The organism is Nocardioides pakistanensis (genome assembly GCF_054781215.1).
Genome location: NZ_BAAGUV010000066.1, coordinates 15040 through 34958, shown reverse-complemented (window position 1 = coordinate 34958; position 19919 = coordinate 15040). Strand labels below are relative to the sequence as shown.

21 protein-coding genes, 1 pseudogene and 1 riboswitch are annotated in these 19919 nt (G+C 73.5%); all 22 genes and pseudogenes read right to left on the bottom strand.

The genetic code is table 11. From position 1 onward, the window contains the following. Nucleotides 1–17 precede the first annotated feature (17 nt). Nucleotides 18–518, bottom strand: coding sequence for a 6,7-dimethyl-8-ribityllumazine synthase (gene ribH, locus ACYVIH_RS19580; protein WP_460871219.1), 501 nt, complete (start codon nucleotides 516–518; stop codon nucleotides 18–20). Further along, complete coding sequence (locus tag ACYVIH_RS19575) at nucleotides 515–1768, bottom strand: bifunctional 3,4-dihydroxy-2-butanone-4-phosphate synthase/GTP cyclohydrolase II (protein ID WP_460871218.1); 1254 nt, start codon at nucleotides 1766–1768, stop codon at nucleotides 515–517. Before ACYVIH_RS19575 ends, ribH begins: the two co-directional genes overlap by 4 nt. Beyond that, the gene (gene pnuC, locus ACYVIH_RS19570; RefSeq protein WP_460871217.1) at nucleotides 1765–2454 is read right to left on the bottom strand and encodes a nicotinamide riboside transporter PnuC; all 690 of its coding nucleotides are present in this window, start codon (nucleotides 2452–2454) and stop codon (nucleotides 1765–1767) included. The genes ACYVIH_RS19575 and pnuC overlap by 4 nt, the downstream gene beginning before the upstream one ends. After that, nucleotides 2451–3059 (bottom strand): riboflavin synthase, encoded by a 609-nt coding sequence (locus ACYVIH_RS19565; RefSeq protein WP_460871216.1) that lies wholly within the window; start codon nucleotides 3057–3059, stop codon nucleotides 2451–2453. The genes pnuC and ACYVIH_RS19565 overlap by 4 nt, the downstream gene beginning before the upstream one ends. Further along, nucleotides 3059–4072: a bifunctional diaminohydroxyphosphoribosylaminopyrimidine deaminase/5-amino-6-(5-phosphoribosylamino)uracil reductase RibD gene (ribD, locus tag ACYVIH_RS19560; protein ID WP_460871250.1), complete on the bottom strand. Its 1014-nt coding sequence runs from the start codon at nucleotides 4070–4072 to the stop codon at nucleotides 3059–3061. Before ribD ends, ACYVIH_RS19565 begins: the two co-directional genes overlap by 1 nt. A gap of 132 nt (nucleotides 4073–4204) precedes the next feature. Then, a riboswitch (FMN riboswitch) is annotated at nucleotides 4205–4334 on the bottom strand. 160 nt (nucleotides 4335–4494) lie between these two features. Beyond that, a complete protein-coding gene (gene rpe, locus ACYVIH_RS19555) occupies nucleotides 4495–5163 on the bottom strand; it encodes a ribulose-phosphate 3-epimerase (protein ID WP_460871249.1) in 669 nt (222 codons plus the stop codon). A 108-nt stretch (nucleotides 5164–5271) separates the two neighbouring features. Beyond that, nucleotides 5272–5562, bottom strand: a pseudogene (locus tag ACYVIH_RS19550) (YchJ family protein); the annotation flags it as partial. Further along, complete coding sequence (gene ligD / locus ACYVIH_RS19545; RefSeq protein ID WP_460871215.1) at nucleotides 5559–6536, bottom strand: non-homologous end-joining DNA ligase; 978 nt, start codon at nucleotides 6534–6536, stop codon at nucleotides 5559–5561. The pseudogene ACYVIH_RS19550 and the gene ligD, both read right to left, overlap by 4 nt. Nucleotides 6537–6546: 10 nt before the next feature. Further along, on the bottom strand, nucleotides 6547–8013 hold the full coding sequence (locus ACYVIH_RS19540) for an RsmB/NOP family class I SAM-dependent RNA methyltransferase (RefSeq protein ID WP_460871214.1): 1467 nt from the start codon (nucleotides 8011–8013) through the stop codon (nucleotides 6547–6549). Continuing rightward, nucleotides 8006–8935, bottom strand: coding sequence for a methionyl-tRNA formyltransferase (fmt, locus tag ACYVIH_RS19535; protein WP_460871213.1), 930 nt, complete (start codon nucleotides 8933–8935; stop codon nucleotides 8006–8008). Before fmt ends, ACYVIH_RS19540 begins: the two co-directional genes overlap by 8 nt. Continuing rightward, a complete protein-coding gene (def, locus tag ACYVIH_RS19530; protein WP_460871212.1) occupies nucleotides 8935–9480 on the bottom strand; it encodes a peptide deformylase in 546 nt (181 codons plus the stop codon). The genes fmt and def overlap by 1 nt, the downstream gene beginning before the upstream one ends. A 93-nt stretch (nucleotides 9481–9573) precedes the next feature. Then, the gene (locus ACYVIH_RS19525; RefSeq protein WP_460871211.1) at nucleotides 9574–11697 is read right to left on the bottom strand and encodes a primosomal protein N'; all 2124 of its coding nucleotides are present in this window, start codon (nucleotides 11695–11697) and stop codon (nucleotides 9574–9576) included. A 153-nt stretch (nucleotides 11698–11850) separates the two neighbouring features. Beyond that, nucleotides 11851–13047, bottom strand: a complete 1197-nt coding sequence (metK, locus tag ACYVIH_RS19520) for a methionine adenosyltransferase (protein WP_460871210.1) — start codon at nucleotides 13045–13047, stop codon at nucleotides 11851–11853. A 103-nt stretch (nucleotides 13048–13150) separates the two neighbouring features. Beyond that, nucleotides 13151–14407 (bottom strand): bifunctional phosphopantothenoylcysteine decarboxylase/phosphopantothenate--cysteine ligase CoaBC, encoded by a 1257-nt coding sequence (coaBC, locus tag ACYVIH_RS19515; protein WP_460871209.1) that lies wholly within the window; start codon nucleotides 14405–14407, stop codon nucleotides 13151–13153. A 2-nt stretch (nucleotides 14408–14409) separates the two neighbouring features. Beyond that, the gene (gene rpoZ, locus ACYVIH_RS19510; RefSeq protein ID WP_460871208.1) at nucleotides 14410–14703 is read right to left on the bottom strand and encodes a DNA-directed RNA polymerase subunit omega; all 294 of its coding nucleotides are present in this window, start codon (nucleotides 14701–14703) and stop codon (nucleotides 14410–14412) included. A 33-nt stretch (nucleotides 14704–14736) separates the two neighbouring features. Next, on the bottom strand, nucleotides 14737–15291 hold the full coding sequence (gene gmk / locus ACYVIH_RS19505) for a guanylate kinase (RefSeq protein WP_460871207.1): 555 nt from the start codon (nucleotides 15289–15291) through the stop codon (nucleotides 14737–14739). 5 nt (nucleotides 15292–15296) lie between these two features. Beyond that, nucleotides 15297–15629, bottom strand: coding sequence for an integration host factor, actinobacterial type (gene mihF / locus ACYVIH_RS19500; protein WP_460871206.1), 333 nt, complete (start codon nucleotides 15627–15629; stop codon nucleotides 15297–15299). Nucleotides 15630–15746: 117 nt separating this feature from the next. Further along, a complete protein-coding gene (locus ACYVIH_RS19495) occupies nucleotides 15747–16214 on the bottom strand; it encodes a hypothetical protein (protein ID WP_460871205.1) in 468 nt (155 codons plus the stop codon). Beyond that, complete coding sequence (pyrF, locus tag ACYVIH_RS19490) at nucleotides 16211–17038, bottom strand: orotidine-5'-phosphate decarboxylase (protein WP_460871204.1); 828 nt, start codon at nucleotides 17036–17038, stop codon at nucleotides 16211–16213. Before pyrF ends, ACYVIH_RS19495 begins: the two co-directional genes overlap by 4 nt. Continuing rightward, nucleotides 17038–17973, bottom strand: a complete 936-nt coding sequence (locus ACYVIH_RS19485) for a beta/alpha barrel domain-containing protein (protein WP_460871203.1) — start codon at nucleotides 17971–17973, stop codon at nucleotides 17038–17040. Before ACYVIH_RS19485 ends, pyrF begins: the two co-directional genes overlap by 1 nt. Continuing rightward, nucleotides 17970–18845 carry an iron-sulfur cluster-binding protein gene (locus ACYVIH_RS19480; protein ID WP_460871202.1) on the bottom strand — a complete coding sequence of 292 codons (876 nt, stop codon included), beginning with the start codon at nucleotides 18843–18845 and terminating at the stop codon, nucleotides 17970–17972. Before ACYVIH_RS19480 ends, ACYVIH_RS19485 begins: the two co-directional genes overlap by 4 nt. After that, nucleotides 18842–19915, bottom strand: a complete 1074-nt coding sequence (locus tag ACYVIH_RS19475; RefSeq protein WP_460871201.1) for a quinone-dependent dihydroorotate dehydrogenase — start codon at nucleotides 19913–19915, stop codon at nucleotides 18842–18844. The genes ACYVIH_RS19480 and ACYVIH_RS19475 overlap by 4 nt, the downstream gene beginning before the upstream one ends. Nucleotides 19916–19919: the final 4 nt, after the last annotated feature.

The window sequence follows — 19919 nt, the reverse complement described above, 5'->3', positions numbered from 1 at the left end:
CCCTGGCGGGGTGCGAATCAGTGGGCGTAGCCGCGTCGGACGTCCCGCAGCAGCATCGCGGTGCGCAGCGCCGCCGCGGTTGCCTCGTAGCCCTTGTCCTCGCTCGACCCGGGCAGGCCGGCGCGGTCGAGCGCCTGCTCCTCGTCGTCGCAGGTGAGCAGGCCGAAACCGACCGCCACCCCGCTGTCGAGCGCCACCCGGGCCAGCCCGTCGGTGGCCGCGGAGCAGACGTACTCGAAGTGTGGGGTGCCGCCCCGGATGACCACGCCGAGGGCGACCACGGCCTCGTAGTGCTTCTCGGCGAGCGCGCCGGCGATCACCGGGAGCTCGAAGGACCCGGGGACCCGGACGATCGTCGGCGCCTCGACCTGGTGGTCGGCCAGCGCGCGAGCAGCGCCGTCGAGGAGCCCGTCCATCACCTTCTGGTGCCAGCTCGCCGCGACGACCGCGACCCGGAGGTCGTGGCAGTCGACGGGCGCGCCCGCATCGGTGCCCAGGGGCGAACCTTCACCGCTCATGCCGGCTCTCCTTCGGTGCTCGGCCCGCCCAGGTCGGGCAGGTCGTGGCCCATTCTGTCCCGCTTGGTGAGCAGGTAGGCCAGATTGTGGTCGTTGGGATGCGGGGTGAGTCGCACGCGCTCGGTGACCGCGACGCCGTACTCCTCGAGCCCCGAGGTCTTCGCGGGGTTGTTGGTCAGCAGCCGCACCGACCGCACCCCGAGGTCGCGCAGGATCTGGGTCGCGGTGCCGTAGTGTCGCGCGTCGGCGGGCAGCCCCAGGTCGAGGTTGGCGTCGACGGTGTCGCGGCCGCCGTCCTGGAGCTGGTAGGCCTGCAGCTTCGCGACCAGGCCGATGCCGCGGCCCTCGTGGCCGCGCAGGTAGACCACCACTCCCCTGCCCTCGGCCACGACCCGCTCGAGCGCCTCCTCCAGCTGGGGGCCGCAGTCGCAGCGTCGGGAGCCGAACACGTCCCCGGTCAGGCACTCGGAGTGCACCCGGGTGAGGACGTCCTCGCCGTCGCCGATCTCGCCGTGCACCAGGGCGATGTGCTCGGAGTCGTCGATGGTGATCCGGTAGCCGTAGGCGGTGAAGTCGCCGTGCGCGGTCGGCAGCCGGGTCTCCGCGACCCGCTCGACGTGGCTCTCGTGCCGGCGTCGGTAGTGGATCAGGTCGTCGATGGAGATCATCTTCAGACCGTGCTCGTCGGCGAAGTCGCGCAGCTCCTGGCCGCGCTTCATGGTCCCGTCGTCGTTGACGATCTCCGAGATCACCCCGGCCGGCGGCAGGCCCGCCAGCCGCGCCAGGTCGACGGCCGCCTCGGTGTGCCCGGGGCGGACCAGCACGCCGCCCTCCTGGTAGCGCAGCGGGAAGACGTGCCCGGGCTGGGTGACCTCGAACGGCTCGGTGGCCGAGTCGGTGAGCACCCGCACCGTCCGGGACCGGTCGGCCGCCGAGATGCCGGTGGTCACCCCGTCGCGGGCGTCGACCGAGACGGTGTAGGCGGTGCGGTGCCGGTCGCGGTTGTGCGGCGTCATCAGTGGGATGCCGAGCCGGTCCAGGGTGCTCGCGGTCAGCGGCGCACAGATCACTCCGGAGGAGTAGCGGATCGTGAACGCCATCAGCTCGGGCGTGGACTTGCTGGCGGCGAACACCAGGTCGCCCTCGTTCTCACGGTCCTCGTCGTCGACGACCACGACCGCCTTGCCCGCGGCGATGTCGGCGATCGCCTCCTCGACGGTGTCGAGCCGGACCTGTGCCTGCGTGGTCATGCGGCCACCTCCACCCGGTCGTCGACAGGCCGGTCGTCGATGCTGCGGCGGAGCCGGACCCAGGTCCAGAACCCCCAGGCGCAGAAGACCCCGTAGACCAGGTAGAGGACCGCCGAGGGGTAGTAGCCGGCCTGCAGCAGCAGGGGGACGCCGACCACGTCGACGGCGATCCAGATCAGCCAGAACTCGATCCAGCCGCGCGCCATGCCGTAGGTGGCCAGGATCGAGCCGGTCAGGATCCAGGCGTCCGGCAACGGCCCCCAGGAACCGAGGCGGTCGAGCACGACGTAGAACACCGCGGTGCCGACGACGGCGCCGCCGAGCAGCTGGGCCCAGCCGCGGCGACCGGCCCAGGTCGGGATGATCGCGCCGTCACCGTCTCCGTCGCCGCGGCTGCGGCTCTGCCGCCAGCGCCACCAGCCGTAGGACGACACCGCGAGGAAGAAGACCTGACGTCCGGCCTGGCCCCACAGGTCGTGCACCTGCGGCTTGTCCAGGATGCCGCCGACGAAGACCGTGAACAGCACCAGGTTGCCGGCGATGCCGACCGGCCACGCCCACACGCGGCGCCGCATGCCGCCGACCGCGCTGGCCAGGCCGAAGCCGTTGCCGACCACCTCGCGCACGAGGATGGCCGAGGAGCCGATGCCGATGCTGCCTTCGAGCAGCCAGTCCAGGGGGGTCACGCGCGGTCCTTCTGCAGGGTCGGGTCGAGCAGGCGCTCGACGTACTTGGCGATCACGTCCACCTCGAGGTTCACCCGGTCCCCGGCCTGCTTGAAGCCGAGCGTGGTGCGGGCGAGGGTCTCCGGGATCAGCGAGATGGTGAAGCTGTCGGGGCGTACGTCGACCACGGTCAGCGAGACGCCGTCGACGGTGATCGACCCCTTCGGCACCAGGTACCGCGCGATCGACGCGGGCAGGCCGACCTCGACGACCTCCCAGTGCTCGCTGGGCTCCCGCCGCAGGATCGCACCGGTGCCGTCGACGTGGCCCTGGACGATGTGCCCGCCGAGCCGGGTCTGCGGGGTCACCGCGCGTTCGAGGTTGACCCGGTCACCGGGGCCGAGGTCGCCCAGCGAGGTCTTCTCGAGGGTCTCGCGCATCACGTCGGCGGTGAACGTCTCCTGGTCGCGCTCGGCGACGGTCAGGCAGCAGCCGTTGACCGCGATCGAGTCGCCGAGACCGGCGTCGACGGTGACGTGCTGGCCGCGGACGGTGAGCCGCACCGCGTCGCCCTGGTCGACGACCCCTTCGACGACGCCGAGCTCCTCGACGATTCCGGTGAACATCAGCGCTCCTCGTGGTGGATCGGGGTGAGGGTGAACCGGGCGTTGGCGTCGTTGCCCTCGCCGACGACGGAGAGGTCGACGACCTCGAACCGCAGCGCGTCGGCGATCGTGCCGATGCCGAGGTCGGCGACGGCCGGGCTGCCCGCGCCCAGCAGTGCGGGGGCGACGTAGGCGACGACCTCGTCGACGAGGCCGGCGCGGAGGAACGCGGCCGCCAACGTCGGGCCGCCTTCGAGGAAGACGTGGCGGTGCTCGCGGGCGTGCAGCTCGGCGAGCGCCTCGGCGGGGTCGCGGGTGGGCAGGAACAGCGTCGACGCGGCGTCGTTGTGCACCCGGCTTGTCGGCGGCACCGCGCGCAGGCCCATCACCGCGCGGACCGGCTGGGTGGCGAGCGCTGCGCCGTCGGCGTCGCGGACGGTCAGCTCGGGGTCGTCGGCGAGGACGGTGCCGGTGCCGGCCAGGATCACGTCGGCGAGTGCACGCAGCCGGTGGGTGTCCCGGCGTGCGGCGGGCGAGCTGATCCAGCGGCTGGTGCCGTCGGCGGCCGCGCTGCGTCCGTCCAGGGTCGTGGCGAACTTCCAGGTGACGAACGGCCGGCCGTGCCGCACCGCGAAGGACCAGGCCCGGTTGACCGCGAGCGCCTCGGCCGCCAGGAGGCCATGCTCGACGTCGACCCCGGCGGCACGAAGGGTCTCGGCGCCGCCGGCGGCCAGCGGGTTCGGGTCGGCCTGGGCGTAGACGACCCGGCTGACGCCTGCTTCGAGGAGCGCCTGCGCACAGGGGCCGGTGCGCCCGGTGTGGTTGCAGGGCTCGAGGGTCACCACGGCCGTCGTACCCCTCGCCCGCGCGCCAGCCCGCCGCAGCGCGTCGACCTCGGCGTGCGGCGTGCCCGCCCCGCGGTGGTAGCCCTCGGCGACGACCGAACCGTCGGCAGCGAGCAGGACACAGCCGACGCGGGGGTTGGGGCCGCTCGGGACGCCCGGGGTCTGCGCCAGCTCGAGGGCGCGCGTCATCGCGCTGCGCTCGGCTGCGGTGGTGGCCACCGGTGCCCCTCTCGTCCGGTCGCGGACCCCGGGGCGTGGACGTGGCCGTCGCCGACGTCCCGACGTGGCACGGTGGCTGGCGTCGCGGCGTACGGCGGAGACCTGCGTGCGCTTCCCATCCGGACTTTCACCGTCGGTCCAGGAGTTCCACCTGGTCAACCGGCCGCTGGATGCGGACGGGTCGCGGACTGTCACCGCCGGTTCGGAATTACACCGACCCCAGAGCACGCGAGCTCTTCACTCGTCAGAGCCAAGGGTGCCACACCACCCCGTCGCCCGCACATGTGACCTCCCCCACCCCGGGCGGATTCCCATGTCAACTTGGGAAACTGCCACTTGGCATGGCACACGGGCCGTGCCAAGTGCCGGTTTGCCGTGCCAAGTCCCGCCGGTCAGGCCGACCGGTACGCCGCCTGCGCCGACGAGCGCAGCTTCTCCACCATCTCGGCAGGGTCGTCGGCGCGGAACACCGCCGAGCCGGCGACGAACACGTCCGCTCCTGCCTCGGCGCAGCGCTCGACGGTCTCCGGCGAGATCCCGCCGTCGACCTGCAGCCACATCTCCAGGCCGTGCTTGGCGATCAGCTGCCGGGTGCGGCGGATCTTCGGCAGGCACATGTCGAGGAACGCCTGGCCGCCGAAGCCCGGCTCCACGGTCATCACCAGCAGCATGTCGAGCTCGGGCAGCAGGTCCTCGTAGGGCTCGATCGGCGTGGCCGGCTTCAGGCCCATCCCGGCGCGAGCGCCCTTCGCACGCAGCTCGCGGGCCAGCCGCACCGGAGCCGCGGCCGCCTCCACGTGGAAGGTCACCGACGAGGCGCCCGCCTCGACGTAGCCCGGCGCCCAGCGGTCGGGGTCCTCGATCATCAGGTGACAGTCGAGCGGGGTGTCGGCGGACTTCGCGAGCGCCTCCACCACCGGCATGCCGAGGGTCAGGTTCGGCACGAAGTGGTTGTCCATCACGTCCACGTGCAGCCAGTCGGCGTTGGCGATGCGACGGGCCTCGGCGGCGAGGTTGGCGAAGTCGGAGGCGAGCAGGCTCGGCGAGATCTGGATACCCATGTCGGGCTCGATCCTAGTGCTGGTCCCCGTCGACGTAGACCCAGCGTCCCCTCGCCGCTCGAACCGGCTGGTCTCGTGCAGCACGTGCTCACCGGTGGCGTCGCGGAACCGCGCCCGGAACTCCACGGTCCCGGTGTCGTCGCCAACGCCGCCCGCGACCGTGCGCAGCACCTCCAGCCCGGTCCAGGTCAGGCCCGGGGTCGGGGTCAGGTCGTCGGGTCGGGTCCGCGGGTGCCAGGTGCGGAACACGTGGTCCAGGTGCCCTCGGGCGTAGCCGGCGTAGCGCGAGCGCAGCAGCTCCTCCGCGGTCGCTGCAGGCCGCCCGTCGTGAATCGGTCCGCAGCAGGCGGCGTACGGCGCCCCGCTGCCGCACGGGCACTCCTCGAAGACCGGGGTCACTGCGCCTCGTCCGGGTCGGCCGGTGGCTCGGCTCCCTCGCGCTCGTCACGGTCGGCCCACTCCAGCAGCGGGGTCAGGTCGAACACCGCGTCGTCGATGCCGGCGTGCAGGTCCCCGAGGTCGGCGTAGCGCTTGGGGACGGTGGCGATCGTGAGCTCCCGGGGCTCGACGTCGTCCACCTCGGCCCACCGGATCGGGGTGGACACCGTCGCCTCCGGGTTGCCACGCACGGAGTAGGCGCTCGCGATCGTGTGGTCGCGGGTGTTCTGGTTGTAGTCGACGAACAGCTTCGACGGGTCCCGGTCCTTGCGCCACCAGGTGGTGGTGACCAGGTCGGGTGCGCGCCGTTCCACCTCCCGGGCGAACGCCAGCGCCGCCCGTCGTACGTCGGCGAAGCCCCACCGCGGCTCGATCCGGACGTAGACGTGCATGCCGTTGCCGCCGGAGGTCTTCGGCCAGCCGGTGGCACCCAGCTCGTCGAGCACCTCGTGCGCGACCTGCGCCACCTGGCGGACCGTGCCGAAGGGGCAGTCCGGCATCGGGTCCAGGTCGATGCGCCACTCGTCGGGCTTCTCGGTGTCGGCGCGCCGGGAGTTCCAGGGGTGGAACTCGACGGTGGACATCTGCACCGCCCAGATCACGTGCGCCAGCTCGGTGACGCACAGCTCGTCGGCGTGCCGGTTGTAGCGGGGGAACTTCACCCGCACCGTCTCCAGCCAGGGCGGCGCGCCGTGCGGCACCCGCTTCTGGTGCACCTTCTCCCCCGACACCCCCTCGGGGAACCGGTGCAGCATGCACGGCCGCTCACGCAGCGCGTTGACGATGCCGTCGCCGACGGAGAGGTAGTACTCGACCAGGTCGAGCTTGGTCTCACCGCGCGCCGGGAAGTAGACCCGGTCGGGGTTCGTGACCCGCACGACCTTGTCGTCGACCTCGATCTCGACGGGCGGCGACTTCGGTGACTTGGCGGCCATGCCGCCGACGTTACCGCTGCTCGTGCCGGCGGAGCAGTGCGAAGAACATCGCGTCGGTGCCCTGCCGGTGCGGCCACAGCTGGACCGTCCCCGGCAACCGGGCCTGCTCCGCGTGCAGCTCGGGGACGCCGGCGAAGAGCGGGACGGCATCCTCGAGCACGATGTCGGGGCGGTCGGCGAGCACCCGGGAGACCACCGCGGAGGTCTCGGCCACGACCGGCGAGCAGGTCACGTAGGCCACCACTCCCCCCGGCCGGACCGCGTCGAGCGCCGACCGGAGCAGCTCCTCCTGCAGAGGCACGAGGGTGTCCAGGTCGGCCGGGGTGCGCCGCCAGCGTGACTCGGGGCGCCGGCGGAGAGCCCCGAGCCCCGAGCACGGCGCGTCGACGAGGACCCGGTCGAAGGTCCCCGGCGCCCAGGCCGGACGCGTGCCGTCGGCGGTGATCACTCCGGTCAGCCCCTCGGACGCGGCGGCCGTTGCGCGACGCACCAGCCCCGCGCGGTGCACCTGCCGCTCGGAGGCGAGGACGTGCGCGCCGCGCTCGGCTGCCAGCGCGGCCAGCAGGGCCGACTTGCCGCCAGGCCCGGCGCACATGTCCAGCCACTGTGCGTCGCGGCCCGCCACGCCGGCCCGGGCCAGCGCCAGCGCCACGAGCTGGGACCCCTCGTCCTGGACACCGGCCCGGCCCTCGGCGACGGCCGGGACCGATGCGGGGTCACCCGCGGCGAGCTCGACGGCGTACGGCGACCGGGTCGACGCAGTGCCGCCGGCGGCGACGAGCTCCTCGACGGTGGCAAGTCCGGGACGGGCCACCAGGGTCACCTTCGGTGGGGCGTTGTCGGCGGCGAGCAGCTCGTCGAGCTCGCGCTCGTCGCTCGCCAGGCCGGGCACACCACCGGCTGCGTGGCCCAGCGCCTCGCGCAGTGCCTCCACCACCCAGCGCGGGTGGGAGTGGGCGACCGAGGCGAACCCGACCGGGTCGGTCACCGGGTCGGGCGCGACCCTGCGCACCCAGCCGGCGAGGTCCTGCCCGGCGACCTTGCGGAGCACGGCGTTGACGAACCCGGCGGGACCGTGGCCGACCCGCTGCCGGACCAGCTCGACGGTGGTCGAGACGGCGGCATGCGTCGGCACTCGCATCCCGAGCAGCTGGTGCGCCCCGAGCCGGAGTGCATCCAGCACGGCGAGATCGACCTTGGCGAGCGGCCGGTCCACACAGGCAGCGATCACCGCGTCGTAGGTGCCCTGCCGGCGGATCGTCCCCGACACCAGCTCGGTCGCGAACGCCGCGTCCCGCCCGGAGAGCCCCCGCTCGCGCAGCATCGCGGCGAGCAGCAGGTTGGTGTAGGCGTCCTGCTCGCGCACCGCCACCAGCACGTCGTAGGCGACCAGCCGCGAGGCGTCGACCTTGGAGCCGCGAGCGGCTTTGCCGGGACGGGGGCGTCCGGCGCGTGGACGTCGCCTCGGGTCAGCCACCGAGCTTCTCGCCCGAGGCGAGCCGGGCACCGCGGGCCCAGTCGGCCGCGGGCATCTGTTTCTTGCCGAACGGCTTGACCTCGCCGAGCTGCACAGGATCGGAGGCGGTGCCGACGAACACGGCGTTCTTGGTCACCTCCAGCACGCCCGGTGCCAGCGGCTCACGGCCCTGCGTCGCGGAGACCGGGCCGATCTTGACCCGCTCCCCGGCGTACGTCGACCAGGCCCCCGGCCCCGGCGTGCAGGCGCGGACCCGCCGGTCGACGGCCATCGCCGGCTCCGACCAGTCGATCTCGGCGTCTTCGACCAGGATCTTGGGGGCCATGCTGATCCCGTCGGTCGGCTGCTCCCGGGCCTCGAGCGACCCGTCCTCGATCCCGTCGAGGGTGGCCACGAGCAGCCCTGCGCCGCTGTGGGCGAGCCGGGTGAGCAGGTCCCCGGCGGTGTCGGTGGGCCGGATCGTCTCGGTTACCACGCCGAAGGTCGGCCCTGCGTCCATCTCTCGGACGATCCGGAACGTGGTGGCACCGGTGATCTCGTCACCGGCCCAGATCGCGTGCTGCACCGGCGCCGCGCCCCGCCACGCCGGCAGCAGGGAGAAGTGCAGGTTGACCCAGCCGTGGGTGGGGATGTCGAGCGCGCTCTGCGGCAGCAGTGCGCCGTAGGCGACCACCGGGCAGCAGTCCGGTGCGAGCTCGGTGAGCTGGGCCTGGAAGTCCGGGTCCTTGGGATGCTGCGGCTTGAGGACGGGTACGCCGAGCTCCTCGGCGCGCTGGGCGACCGGCGACGCCACCAGCTTGCGGCCACGCCCGGCAGGCGCGTCCGGCCGGGTGACCACGCCGACGAGCTCGTGGGAGCTGGCGGCGATCGCCTCCAGCGCGGGCACGGCGACCTCGGGGGTGCCGGCGAAGACGACGCGCATCAGAGACCGAACCCCTTCATCGCGTGCGGCGAGACCTTCACGGTCGGCGGCGTCTGCCCGAACCACTCCGCCTCGCGGATCGCCCTCATCGCGGCCTTGCGGGTCTCCCGGTCCAGCCGGTCGATGAACAAGATCCCGTCGAGGTGGTCGGTCTCGTGCTGGATCGCCCGGGCCAGCATCTGCGAGCCCTCGACGGTGACCGGGTCGCCGTACATGTTCCAGCCGCGAGCGACCACCGACATCGCCCGCTTGCAGTCGAAGGTGAGGTCCGGGATGGAGAGGCAGCCCTCGGGGCCGTCCTGCTCCTCCTCGGACAGGGAGAGGTCCGGGTTGACCAGGTGGCCGAGCTCGCCGTCGACGTACCAGGTGAACACCCGCAGGCCGACCCCGATCTGCGGGGCCGCGAGCCCGGCGCCCGGCGCGTCCTGCATGGTCTCGGTGAGGTCCTCGACGAGGCGGCGCAGCTCCTTGTCGAAGTCGACGACCTCGACCGCGGGTGTGGTCAGCACCGGGTCTCCGAAGAGGCGGATGGGCTGGACGGCCACGTGGTCTCCTTGGCGTGGGTCGGGGGACGGCGACCCGGGCGGTCGTGCGTCCGGGCGGCTGCCCAGTCTACGGACCTGCTCGCTCGTCCGCGGTCACCCCAGGGCTACCGGGTCGATCTGCACCCGCACCGGCTCGAGCTTCTTCGCGTCGCGCACCCCCTGCATCTCCACCAGTGCCCGGGACAGGGCGGCTCCGTGGGCCCGGGGAACGCGGATGACCACCCTGGTCTGGGGCGGACCGTCGGCGGCCCGGGGGCCGGGACGCTCCTCGACCGGCACCGGGCCGAGCACCTCCGCCCCGGCCGGCAGCTGCAGGCCGGTGAGCGCGGACAGCACCGCCTCCTCGCCGCCGGTGAGGGTGACCAGCCGGGAGGCCGGCGGCAGGTGGGCGGACTGCCGCTCGGCGAGCTCACGCTCGGCGAAGCCCGCCGGGTCCCAGCGCAGCAGCGCCTGCAGCACCGGCTCGGTGCTCTCCCCGACGACGAGCACGCGCCCGCCGGCGCTCGCGGGACGGGCCAGGGCGGCGGCGTTCATCCACCGGCGCAGCGACTCCTCGGTGGTCCGCAGGTCGGTGCGCGCCAGCATCAGCCAGGTGTCGAGGAGAACGACGCAGGCGTAGCCACCGTCGGCAACCGGCTCGGCGCCCGGGGTCGCGACCACCAGCGCAGGCTTCGCGGGCACCCGGTCGAGCACCCGGTCGCCGGAGGAGGTCCGGACGGTCACGGCGGGGAACGCCCGGCCGAGCTCCTCGGCGGTGCGACGGTCGCCGCGCACAGGGGCGCGCAGCCCCCGGCCGCCGCACTCGGGGCAGGCCCAGGCCCGCTCCTCCTCACCGCACCAGGCGCAGCTCGGCGGCCGGTGGGCAGCAGTCACCCGCAGCGGGCCCGAGCACGTCCGGCAGCGAGCCGGTGTCCGGCACCGGTCACAGGCAAGGCTGGTGGCATATCCGTGTCGCGGGGTCTGCAGCAGCACCGGCCCGTGCTCCAGGGCCGAGCGGATCGCGTCGAAGGCTGCCTTCGGCATCCGCGCGGACCGGGCGAACGGGTCCCGATCGAGCTCGCGGTCGGTGGCGCCGGCGATGCTCACCTGGGCGCCTCGCTCGCGCACCACGTCGCGTGAGGCGCTGATCTGTCCGGCCCAGCCGGTGCGGAGCAGGAACTCGGCCTCGACGGTGCGGGCGTGCCCACCGACGAGGGCTCCGGCGGACTCCTCGTGGGCGCGGAGCAGCAGCACCTCGCGGGTGTGGGGGTACGGCGCGTGCGGGTCGGCGTACAGGTCGTCGCCGTCGTCCCAGATCGCCACCAGCCCGAGCTGCTGCACGGGGGCGAACGCGGCGGCCCGAGTGCCGACCACGACCCGGACGGCGCCGCGGGCGACCGCCAGGAACGAGCGGTAGCGCTCGGCCGGCCCCAGGTCGGCGGTGAGCACGACATGGTGACCGTCACCGAGCACGTCGCGCAGCGCCGCGTCGACCCGCTCGACGTCGCGGCGGTCCGGCAGGCACAGCAGCGCGCCGCGTCCGGAGGCGTAGGTGGCTGCGGCGGCGTGGGCGAGCAGGCGCGGCCAGTCCTCGGCCGGGGTCGCCGACCACACCGCGCGTGGGTGGCCGCCCTCGGCGAGGTGGCGGGTGAAGGCCGCGCCCCCGTCGTAGGCCGACCAGGCCTTCTCGGCGGCCGTGACGTCCACGGATGCGGGCGGCGCCGGAGCGGAGGGCTGCTTCTCCACGGTGGCGTGCCGCGGTGGCACCGCCAGCCGGAGGACATCCGAGCGGGTGCCGGCGTACCTCGCCGCGACCGAGGCCGACAGTCGTGCGACCGCCGGCGAGAGCACCGGCTCGGCACTCACCGCGCGGCGCAACGGGGCCAGCCGCCCGGCGTGGCTGCTCTCGGCGACACGCGCCAGCACGAACCCGTCCACGTCCTGACCGGCGAACCGGACCTTCACCCGCGCCCCAGGCACCGCGGTCGCTGACATCTTCTCCGGCACGAGGTAGTCGAAGGGCCGGTCGAGGTGCGCCAGCGGCACGTCGACGAGCACCTGCGCGACCGGGTCGACAGCGGCCGGCTCGACGGGGGGCTTCGCGGCGGCCTTCTTGCGGGTGGTCTCGCTGCGCTGCTTCGCGGCGCGGGCGACCTCCCGGGCCCGGGCGAGCTCGGGCATGAGCGCAGGCTGACCCTCCTCTGCTGCCCCTGCCGGGGTGGCGGCCTGCTCGCTCATGGAACTCATCCTCGCAGCCGGCACCGACGCTCGAGCCTGCCCTGCCCGGCGGCTGTGGACGGTCGGTTCATCCACGGCGCCGGCCGGGACGCCGGGCTGGTCGACGTACCTTGCTCGCGCCGGCTCGCGCGGCGGCCGGGCCGGCGGAGGCGGTCAGATGCCGGCGGCCTTGCGGAGCGCCTCGACCCGGTCGGTCCGCTCCCAGGTGAACTCCGGCAGCTCACGGCCGAAGTGGCCGTAGGCGGCGGTCTTGGCGTAGATCGGCCGGAGCAGGTCGAGGTCGCGGATGATCGCCGCCGGCCGCAGGTCGAACACCTCGAGCACGGCCTTCTGGATCGTGGCGACCGGGACCGTCTCGGTGCCGAAGCAGTCGACGTAGAAGCCGACCGGGTGCGCCTTGCCGATCGCGTAGGCGACCTGCACCTCGCAGCGCCGGGCCAGGCCGGCGGCGACGACGTTCTTGGCCACCCAGCGCATGGCGTACGCCGCCGAGCGGTCGACCTTCGACGGGTCCTTGCCGGAGAAGGCACCGCCGCCGTGGCGGGCCATGCCGCCGTAGGTGTCGATGATGATCTTGCGCCCGGTGAGGCCTGCGTCGCCCATCGGGCCGCCGATCTCGAACCGGCCGGTGGGGTTCACCAGCAGCTTGTAGCCGTCCGACGGGATGTCGAACTGGGCGAGGATCGGGTCGACCACGTGCCGGCGGATGTCGGGGGTGAGCATCTCGTCGAGGTGGATGTCGGCGGCGTGCTGGGTCGAGACCACGACGGTGTCCACGCGCACGGGACGGTCCTCGTCGTCGTACTCGATGGTGACCTGGGTCTTCCCGTCGGGACGGAGGTACGGCATCGTCCCGTCCTTGCGGACCTGGGCCAGGCGCTGCGAGAGCCGGTGGGCGATCATGATCGGCAGCGGCATCAGCTCGGGGGTGTCGTCGCAGGCGTAGCCGAACATCAGGCCCTGGTCACCGGCGCCCTGGCGGTCCAGCGGGTCCATCGAGTGGTCGTGCCGCTCCTCGTAGGCGTCGTCGACGCCCTGGGCGATGTCGACCGACTGCGCGCCGATCGCCACCTGCACACCGCACGACCAGCCGTCGAAGCCCTTGAGCGAGGAGTCGTAGCCGATGTCGAGCACCTTCCGGCGGACCAGCTCGGCGATCGGTGCGTACGTCGTCGTGGTCACCTCGCCGGCGACGATCACCAGGCCGGTGGTCACGAGCGTCTCGACGGCGACCCGGCTGCGCGGGTCGTCGGCGAGCAGGGCGTCCAGGATGGTGTCGCTGATCTGGTCGGCGATCTTGTCCGGGTGCCCCTCGGTCACCGACTCGGAGGTGAAAAGGCGTCCTGCCACTGGTGTTTCCCCTGTCTCGGCGTCGCGCGGCGACGCGTCCTTCGGCTCGGGCTGCGGGTCTTGTGTGCGTTCCATGAACGATAACCGGTGTCGGTGACCGGCCTCAGACGGTCTCGAACCGCGACAGCACCTGGTCCCAGATGACGTGCGCGAGCGCGGTCTTCGACCCTCGCGGCACCGGAACGGGCTCGCCGTCGGTGCTCAGCACCACGGCCTCGTTGTCGGTGGACCCGAACACCTTGCCACCGCTGACGTCGTTGACGACGAGCAGGTCGCAGCCCTTCCGGGCGAGCTTGGCGCGCGCGTGCTCGAGGACCGACCCCGACTCGTCGCCGGTCTCCGCGGCGAACCCGACCACCACGGCGCCCGGGGCGGGCCGGTTGCGGGAGAGCTCGGCGAGGATGTCGGGGGTCTGGTCGAGCTCGATGACCGGTGCGGACCCGTCGTCGGACTTCTTGATCTTGGTCTCGGCGAACCTGCTGGGCCGGAAGTCCGCCGGCGCGGCCGCCATCACGACCGCGTCCGCGTTGACGGCGACAGCGACCACGGCGTCCCGCAGCTCGGCGGTGGTCTCGACCCGGACGATCTTCGCTCCCGCCGGGTCGGGCAGCGTGACGTTGGCGGCCACCAGGGTGACCTCGGCACCGCGGGCGACCGCGGCGCGCGCCAGGGCGTAGCCCTGCAGCCCTGAGGACCGGTTGCCGAGGAATCGCACCGGGTCGAGGTACTCCCGGGTGCCGCCGGCGGAGACCACCACGTGCCGGCCGGCGAGGTCTGCGAAGCGGTGGGCGTCGCCACGAGCCAGCACCCCGGTGCAGACCTCGAAGATCTCCCCCGGCTCCGGCAGCCGGCCCTTGCCGGTGTCGGCGCCGGTCAGCCGGCCCTCGGCCGGCTCGATCACGAGCACACCACGCTCGCGCAGGGTGGCGACGTTGGCCTGGGTGGCCGGGTGCTCCCACATCTCGGTGTGCATCGCCGGCGCGAGCACCACCGGGCACCGTGCGGTGAGCAGCGTGTTGGTGAGCAGGTCGTCGGCCAGCCCGTGCGCGGCCTTGGCGACGAGGTCGGCGGTGGCGGGTGCCACCACGACCAGGTCCGCGCTCTGCCCGATCCGCACGTGCGGGACCTCGTGCACGCCGGTCCACACGTCGGTGGCCACCGGCCTGCCCGACAGCGCAGCCCAGGTCGGTGCCCCGACGAACTCCAGTGCGGCGGCGGTGGGTACGACGGTCACGTCGTGCCCGGACTCGGTGAACCGGCGCAGCAGCTCACAGGCCTTGTACGCAGCGATGCCGCCACTCACGCCGAGAACGACGTGAGGGCGGCGATCGCCGTCAACCGGTGACCCGGCCGAGCTCATGCTCAGGCCTCGGTGGGCTCAGGCGTCTCGGCGTTGGGGTCGATGTCCTCACAGGTGAGGAGGTCCTCGTTGATCTCCCGGAGGGCGATCGACAGCGGCTTCTCCTGCACGTGGGTGTCGACGAGCGGACCGACGTACTCCAGAAGGCCCTCGCCGAGCTGCGAGTAGTAGGCGTTGATCTGACGGGCGCGCTTGGCGCTGTAGAGGACCAGCTTGTACTTCGAGTCGGTCTTCGTCAGGAGCTCGTCGATGGACGGGTGGGTGATGCCCTCGGCAACGGGCAGGGAGCCAGACACGCTTGTAGGCCTCACAGAGTCTTGGGGTCGGAGTCAGGAACGTGAAGGCACGTTCTTGATCAAGGCTACCAACTCTTCGCTGGCGGCGTGAACTTCGGTGTTGACGATCGTCACGTCGAACTCCGCCTCGGCGGCGAGCTCCTCCCGGGCGGTCTCGAGCCGGCGCTCGCGCTCCTCGGGGGTCTCGGTGCCGCGTCCGACCAGCCTGCGGACCAGCTCCTCCCACGAGGGCGGCGCGAGGAAGACGAACAACGCGTCGGGCATGGTGCGGCGGACCTGACGCGCGCCGTTGAGGTCGATCTCGAGCAGCGCCGGACGCCCCTCGGCGATCGCGTCCTCGACCGGTTTGCGCGGCGTGCCGTAACGGGCACCCCGGTGCACCACCGCCCACTCCAGGAGCTGGTCGCCGGCGACCAGCTCGTCGAACTCCTCCTCGGAGACGAACCAGTAGTGCCGGCCGTGCACCTCGCCGGGCCGCGGCTTGCGGGTGGTCACCGACACCGAGATCCAGATCTCGGGATGGTGCTTGCGGATCTCGGCGGCGACGGTGCCCTTGCCGACCGCGGTAGGGCCCGCCAGGACGGTCAACCGGCTCACTTGGAGCCGAACTCGCGCTCGAGGGCGGCGATCTGGTTCGCGCCGAGCCCGCGGACGCGGCGGCTCTCGGAGATGTTGAGACGCTCCATCACCTGGCGGGCGCGGACCTTGCCCAGCCCCGGCATCGACTGGAGGAGGTCGACCACCTTCATCTTGGCGATGACCTCGTTCTGCTGGCCTTCTTCGAGGACCTCCGCGATCGAGGCCCCGGAGTGCTTGAGACGGTTCTTCACCTCGGCGCGCTCGCGGCGCGACGCCGCGGCCTTCTCCAGCGCAGCCTGGCGCTGCTCGGGGGTGAGTGGCGGAAGGGCCACGGTGTCAGTCCTCATCGGTCAGGTGTCAGGGTGCGTCCGGGCGAAGAGCGGACGGACCGAAATCTAGTCATGACGTGCAGCGCACCGCAACGCGGGTGCGGCGTGCGGGCCGGCGCCGGGGCGACCGGCCGCTCAGCCCGCGCCGAGGCCGAGGTCGACCTTGCAGACGTCCTTGGCGTGCTGCTCCACGCCGTCGCCGGCGGCGGTGACCCGGCGGGAGGCCAGCTCCGCTGCGGCGTCCTCGAGCCGCTGCGCCTCCTCCTCCGACACCCCGGCCGGTGGCTCCTCGGGGTTGTACTCGCTCGGCGTGGTGCCCGCCGCGTCGAAGGCGTCGACGAGCCCCTCGAGGGCGAACACCAGGGTCTGCCACTCGTCGGCGATGTCGTCGGGAGCCGCCTCGTGAAGGTCCTGCCACACCGCGAGGGTCTCGGCGAGCACGTCGGTGTCGGGGTCCGCGGACCGGGCGGCCAGGTCGGAGAGCTCCTGCTTCTGGTCCTCGATCGCGTCGCAGTACCTCTCCGTCTCGGTGGCGCAGCCGGCCAGCGACGCGGCCACCACGATCCCGAGCACGGCAGCGGCGGAGCGACGTACGGCGCTCACGGTGCCCCCAGCTCCTCGAGCGACCGCGCTGTGCGAGCCGCGGCCTCGCGCAGGGCGGACCGGACCGGTCCGGCCCGGAGGATCTCCCGCGAGCTGCTGGCCAGCACGTTGCGCGCCGCGGCACCGAAGATCCGGCGTACGTCGGACGGGGTGCCGCCCTGCGCCCCGAGCCCGGGCACGAGCAGCGGGCCGTTGACGGCCAGGTTCTCCGACGTCTCCCCGATCGTCGCGCCGACCACCGCACCGACCGAGCCGAGCGGCTCCGCTCCGGCGTTGCGGGCCGCGATCGCGTCGAGCACGGCGCCGGCGACCGTGCGCCCGTCCGCGGTCCTCGCGTGCTGGAACTGCGGCCCCTCCGGGTTGGAGGTGAGCGCCAGGACGAAGATGCCGGCTCCGTTGGCCAGCGCGGTGTCGATCATCGGGTCCAGCGAGCCGAAGCCGAGATAGGGGCTGGCCGTGATCGCGTCCACGGCCAGCGGCGAGGACGCGTCGAGGTAGGCGTCGGCATAGGCCTGCGCGGTGGATCCGATGTCACCGCGCTTGACGTCGAGCACCACGAGGCTTCCGCGGGCGCGGGCCTCGGCGATCACCTTCTCCAGGACCGCCACGCCGCGGGACCCGTGCCGTTCGAAGAACGCCGACTGCGGCTTGAGAGCCGCGGCCGTCTCGGCCAAGGCCTCCACCGCGGTCATCGCGAAGGTCTCCAGCCCCTCCGGGCTGTCGGTCAGACCCCAGTCGGTGAGCAGGCCGGGGTGCGGGTCGATCCCCGCGCAGAGCGGTCCGCGGGCGTCCATGGCCTCGCGCAACCGGGTGCCGAACGTCATCAGAGCTCTCCCGTCGGGTCGGTGGGTCGGTGGGCGCTGCCGACGGCCGCGGCGACCGAGGGGAAGCCGCGCCGAGCCAGCTCGTCGGTGAGCCCGGTGACGATGCGTCCGGGCAAGGTCGGGTCGTGCAGCAGGGCGGTGCCGACCTGGACGGCGCGGGCACCCGCGGCAAGCATCGCCAGGGCGTCGAACCCGTTGCGGACCCCGCCGCTGCCGACCAGGGGTACGCCGGGCAGGGCGGTGTGCAGCTCCCACAGGGCACGGAGCACGACCGCGTGCAGGGCCGGGCCGCTCAACGTCCCGCCGCCGCTGCCGAGTGCCGGCCGGAGGGTGCTCTCGTCGAGCACCAGGCCGGGGACCGCAGCCGCGACCACGACCGCGTCGGCTCCCTCCTTGACGACCGAGCGGGCGACGTCGACGGCGTGCGGGAGCTCGGCGGGGATCTTGGCCAGGACCGGCACCCCGCGCGGCACGTCGCGACGCACCGCGGCGAGCACCTTGCCTGCCTGGTAGGAGTCTCGGCCGAGCCTGCCGGCCGGCCACGCCAGGTTGACCTCGATGCCGGAGAGGCCGGGACTCAGCCCGACCCGGCGGGCCAGCTCGGTCCACTCCCCCAGGCTCGCGCCGGCCACGGAGACCACCGTGCGCACGCGCTGCTGGGCCAGCCACGGCAGGTCGGTGGCGAGGAAGGTCTGCAGCCCCGGTCCCTGCGGACCGGCGTCGTTGAGCAGGCCACCGACGGTCTCCACCGCCCGCGGGGGCACGCCGCCGGCCTGCGGGTCGAGGGTGACCGAGCGCGTCACCAGCGCACCCAGGTCGCCGAGGTCTCCGTAGGGGACGAGCTCGCGCCCGGAGCCGCCGCAACCGGCGGCCACCATGACCGGGTTGGCCAGGGTCAGCTCCCCGAGATCGGTCGCGAGGTCCACCTGTGTCATCGGGCTGGACCCTCCGTGCGAGCACCCCGGACGTCGGCCGGCACGGCGCCCAGGTCGTCCCAGCGCACGCGGTCCCCCCGGAACACCGGCCCCTCGACGCAGGCGCGCACCATCCGCGACACCCCGTCCTCCCCCACCACCGGCACGACGCAGGTCTGGCAGGCGCCGGTCAGGCACATCAGCTCCACGTCGACCGCGGTCTGGCTCCACGCGCCGTGCTGCTCCGCGGCCGCCGCGGACTCGTGCAGCATCTTCACGGGCCCGGCCGCGTAGACGACGTCGGCCGCGGTCCGCTCCAGCACCTCCGGCAGCACGCCGGCGACGCTGCCGCGGACACCGAGCGAGCCGTCCTCGGTGGTGGCCACGACCGTGCGCACCGCCCGCTTGGCGTCGAGCACGCCGAGCACCTCCCGCTCGGTGGCCCCGCCGAGCACCATGTGCACCGTGCACCCGCGCTCACGCAGTCGTTCGGCGAGGCCGAACAGCGACGCGGCTGCCGCTCCGTGGCCGGCCAGCACGCAGGCCACCGGCTCCTTGGGCAGCGCGTAGGGACGGCCGAGCGGTCCGACGACGTCGACGCGGGTCCCGGTCGCGAGGTCGGCGAGCCAGGCCTGCCCCGGCTCGGCGACCGAGAGCACGACCTCGACCGTGCTGCGGTACGTGCCGGTGGCGCGGGCCCGGTACACCGGCAGGGCGCGTCTCAGCAGCCGGTCGCTGAGCGGGCCGCCGACGGCGAGCGCGACGAGGTTGCCGGGCCGGAACCGCTCGGCGATGCCGGGGGCGACCAGGGTCAGGTGGTGGAACGCGCCGGCCCGCTTGTTGCTCAGCACCTCCGCCTCGACCCGGAGGGGTCCCCGCGTCGCCTGGGTCATCGCGTCGACCCGGTGCGGCCCCGGTCGTCGGCCGGCGCGGCCAGCTCCCGCTGCAGCCGGGACGGCCAGAGCGCGCCTTCGTAGATGAACGCGGTGTAGGCCTGGAGCAGGTCCGCACCCGCGTCGAGGCGCTCCTGGGCGTCGGCTGCCGTGCTGATCCCACCCACGGAGACCACCGCGGTGGCCGGGTCGAGCCGGCCGCGGAGCAGGCGAAGCACCTCCAGCGACCGCTGTCGCAGCGGCGCCCCGGAGAGGCCGCCGTCGCCGGCGCGGGCGATCGCCTCGGGGCTGGAGACCAGCCCCACCCGCGAGATCGTGGTGTTCGTGGCGACCACGCCGTCGAGCCCGATCGCGCCGGCGAGGTCGGCGACGGCGAGCACGTCGTCGTCGCTGAGATCGGGCGCGATCTTCACCAGCAGCGGAACCCGTGCAGCAGCGACCGCGTCGGCCTGACGGCGCACCGCCTCCAGCAGCGGCTGCAGCTTCTCCACCGCCTGCAGGTCGCGGAGTCCGGGGGTGTTCGGGGAGCTGACGTTGACCACGAGGTAGTCGGCGTACGGCGCCAGCAGCCGGGTGCTCTTCTCGTAGTCGGCGACCGCTTGCTCCTCGGGGACGACCTTGGTCTTGCCGATGTTGACCCCGACCACCACGGGACGGGCGACACCACGGCGGGCCCGTGCCGCCAACCGCCGGGCGACGGCCTCGGCACCGTCGTTGTTGAACCCCATCCGGTTCACGACAGCGCGGTCCGCGGGCAGCCGGAACAGCCGGGGCCGCGGGTTGCCCGGCTGGGGCTCGCCGGTGACGGTGCCGACCTCGACGAAGGAGAACCCGAGCGCGGCGAGCGCGTCGATGCCCTCGGCGTTCTTGTCGAAGCCGGCCGCCAGCCCGAGCGGCCCGGGGAAGCTCAGCCCCAGCGCCCGGACCGGGGCCGCCGGGCCAGCGTGGCGCCGGGTGAGCCCGGCGAGCGCCGGCCGTCCCGCGCACAGGGCGGCGAACCCGGCCCGGTGCGCGGTCTCTGCGTCGACCCGCGTGAGGACGTGGTCGAACAGCCAGCGGTACGGACTCACGCGG

Excerpts from the sequence above, each read along its gene's own strand:
- ribH (WP_460871219.1), bottom strand. The coding sequence starts at position 518 with ATGAGCGGTGAAGGTTCGCCCCTGGGCACCGATGCGGGCGCGCCCGTC.
- ACYVIH_RS19575 (WP_460871218.1), bottom strand. The coding sequence starts at position 1,768 with ATGACCACGCAGGCACAGGTCCGGCTCGACACCGTCGAGGAGGCGATC.
- ACYVIH_RS19565 (WP_460871216.1), bottom strand. The coding sequence starts at position 3,059 with ATGTTCACCGGAATCGTCGAGGAGCTCGGCGTCGTCGAAGGGGTCGTC.
- ribD (WP_460871250.1), bottom strand. The coding sequence starts at position 4,072 with ATGACGCGCGCCCTCGAGCTGGCGCAGACCCCGGGCGTCCCGAGCGGC.
- rpe (WP_460871249.1), bottom strand. The coding sequence starts at position 5,163 with ATGGGTATCCAGATCTCGCCGAGCCTGCTCGCCTCCGACTTCGCCAAC.
- ligD (WP_460871215.1), bottom strand. The coding sequence starts at position 6,536 with ATGGCCGCCAAGTCACCGAAGTCGCCGCCCGTCGAGATCGAGGTCGAC.
- fmt (WP_460871213.1), bottom strand. The coding sequence starts at position 8,935 with ATGCGCGTCGTCTTCGCCGGCACCCCCGAGGTCGCCGTGCCCGCGCTG.
- ACYVIH_RS19525 (WP_460871211.1), bottom strand. The coding sequence starts at position 11,697 with ATGAGCGAGCAGGCCGCCACCCCGGCAGGGGCAGCAGAGGAGGGTCAG.
- coaBC (WP_460871209.1), bottom strand. The coding sequence starts at position 14,407 with ATGAGCTCGGCCGGGTCACCGGTTGACGGCGATCGCCGCCCTCACGTC.
- mihF (WP_460871206.1), bottom strand. The coding sequence starts at position 15,629 with ATGAGGACTGACACCGTGGCCCTTCCGCCACTCACCCCCGAGCAGCGC.
- pyrF (WP_460871204.1), bottom strand. The coding sequence starts at position 17,038 with ATGACGTTCGGCACCCGGTTGCGCGAGGCCATGGACGCCCGCGGACCG.
- ACYVIH_RS19485 (WP_460871203.1), bottom strand. The coding sequence starts at position 17,973 with ATGACACAGGTGGACCTCGCGACCGATCTCGGGGAGCTGACCCTGGCC.
- ACYVIH_RS19480 (WP_460871202.1), bottom strand. The coding sequence starts at position 18,845 with ATGACCCAGGCGACGCGGGGACCCCTCCGGGTCGAGGCGGAGGTGCTG.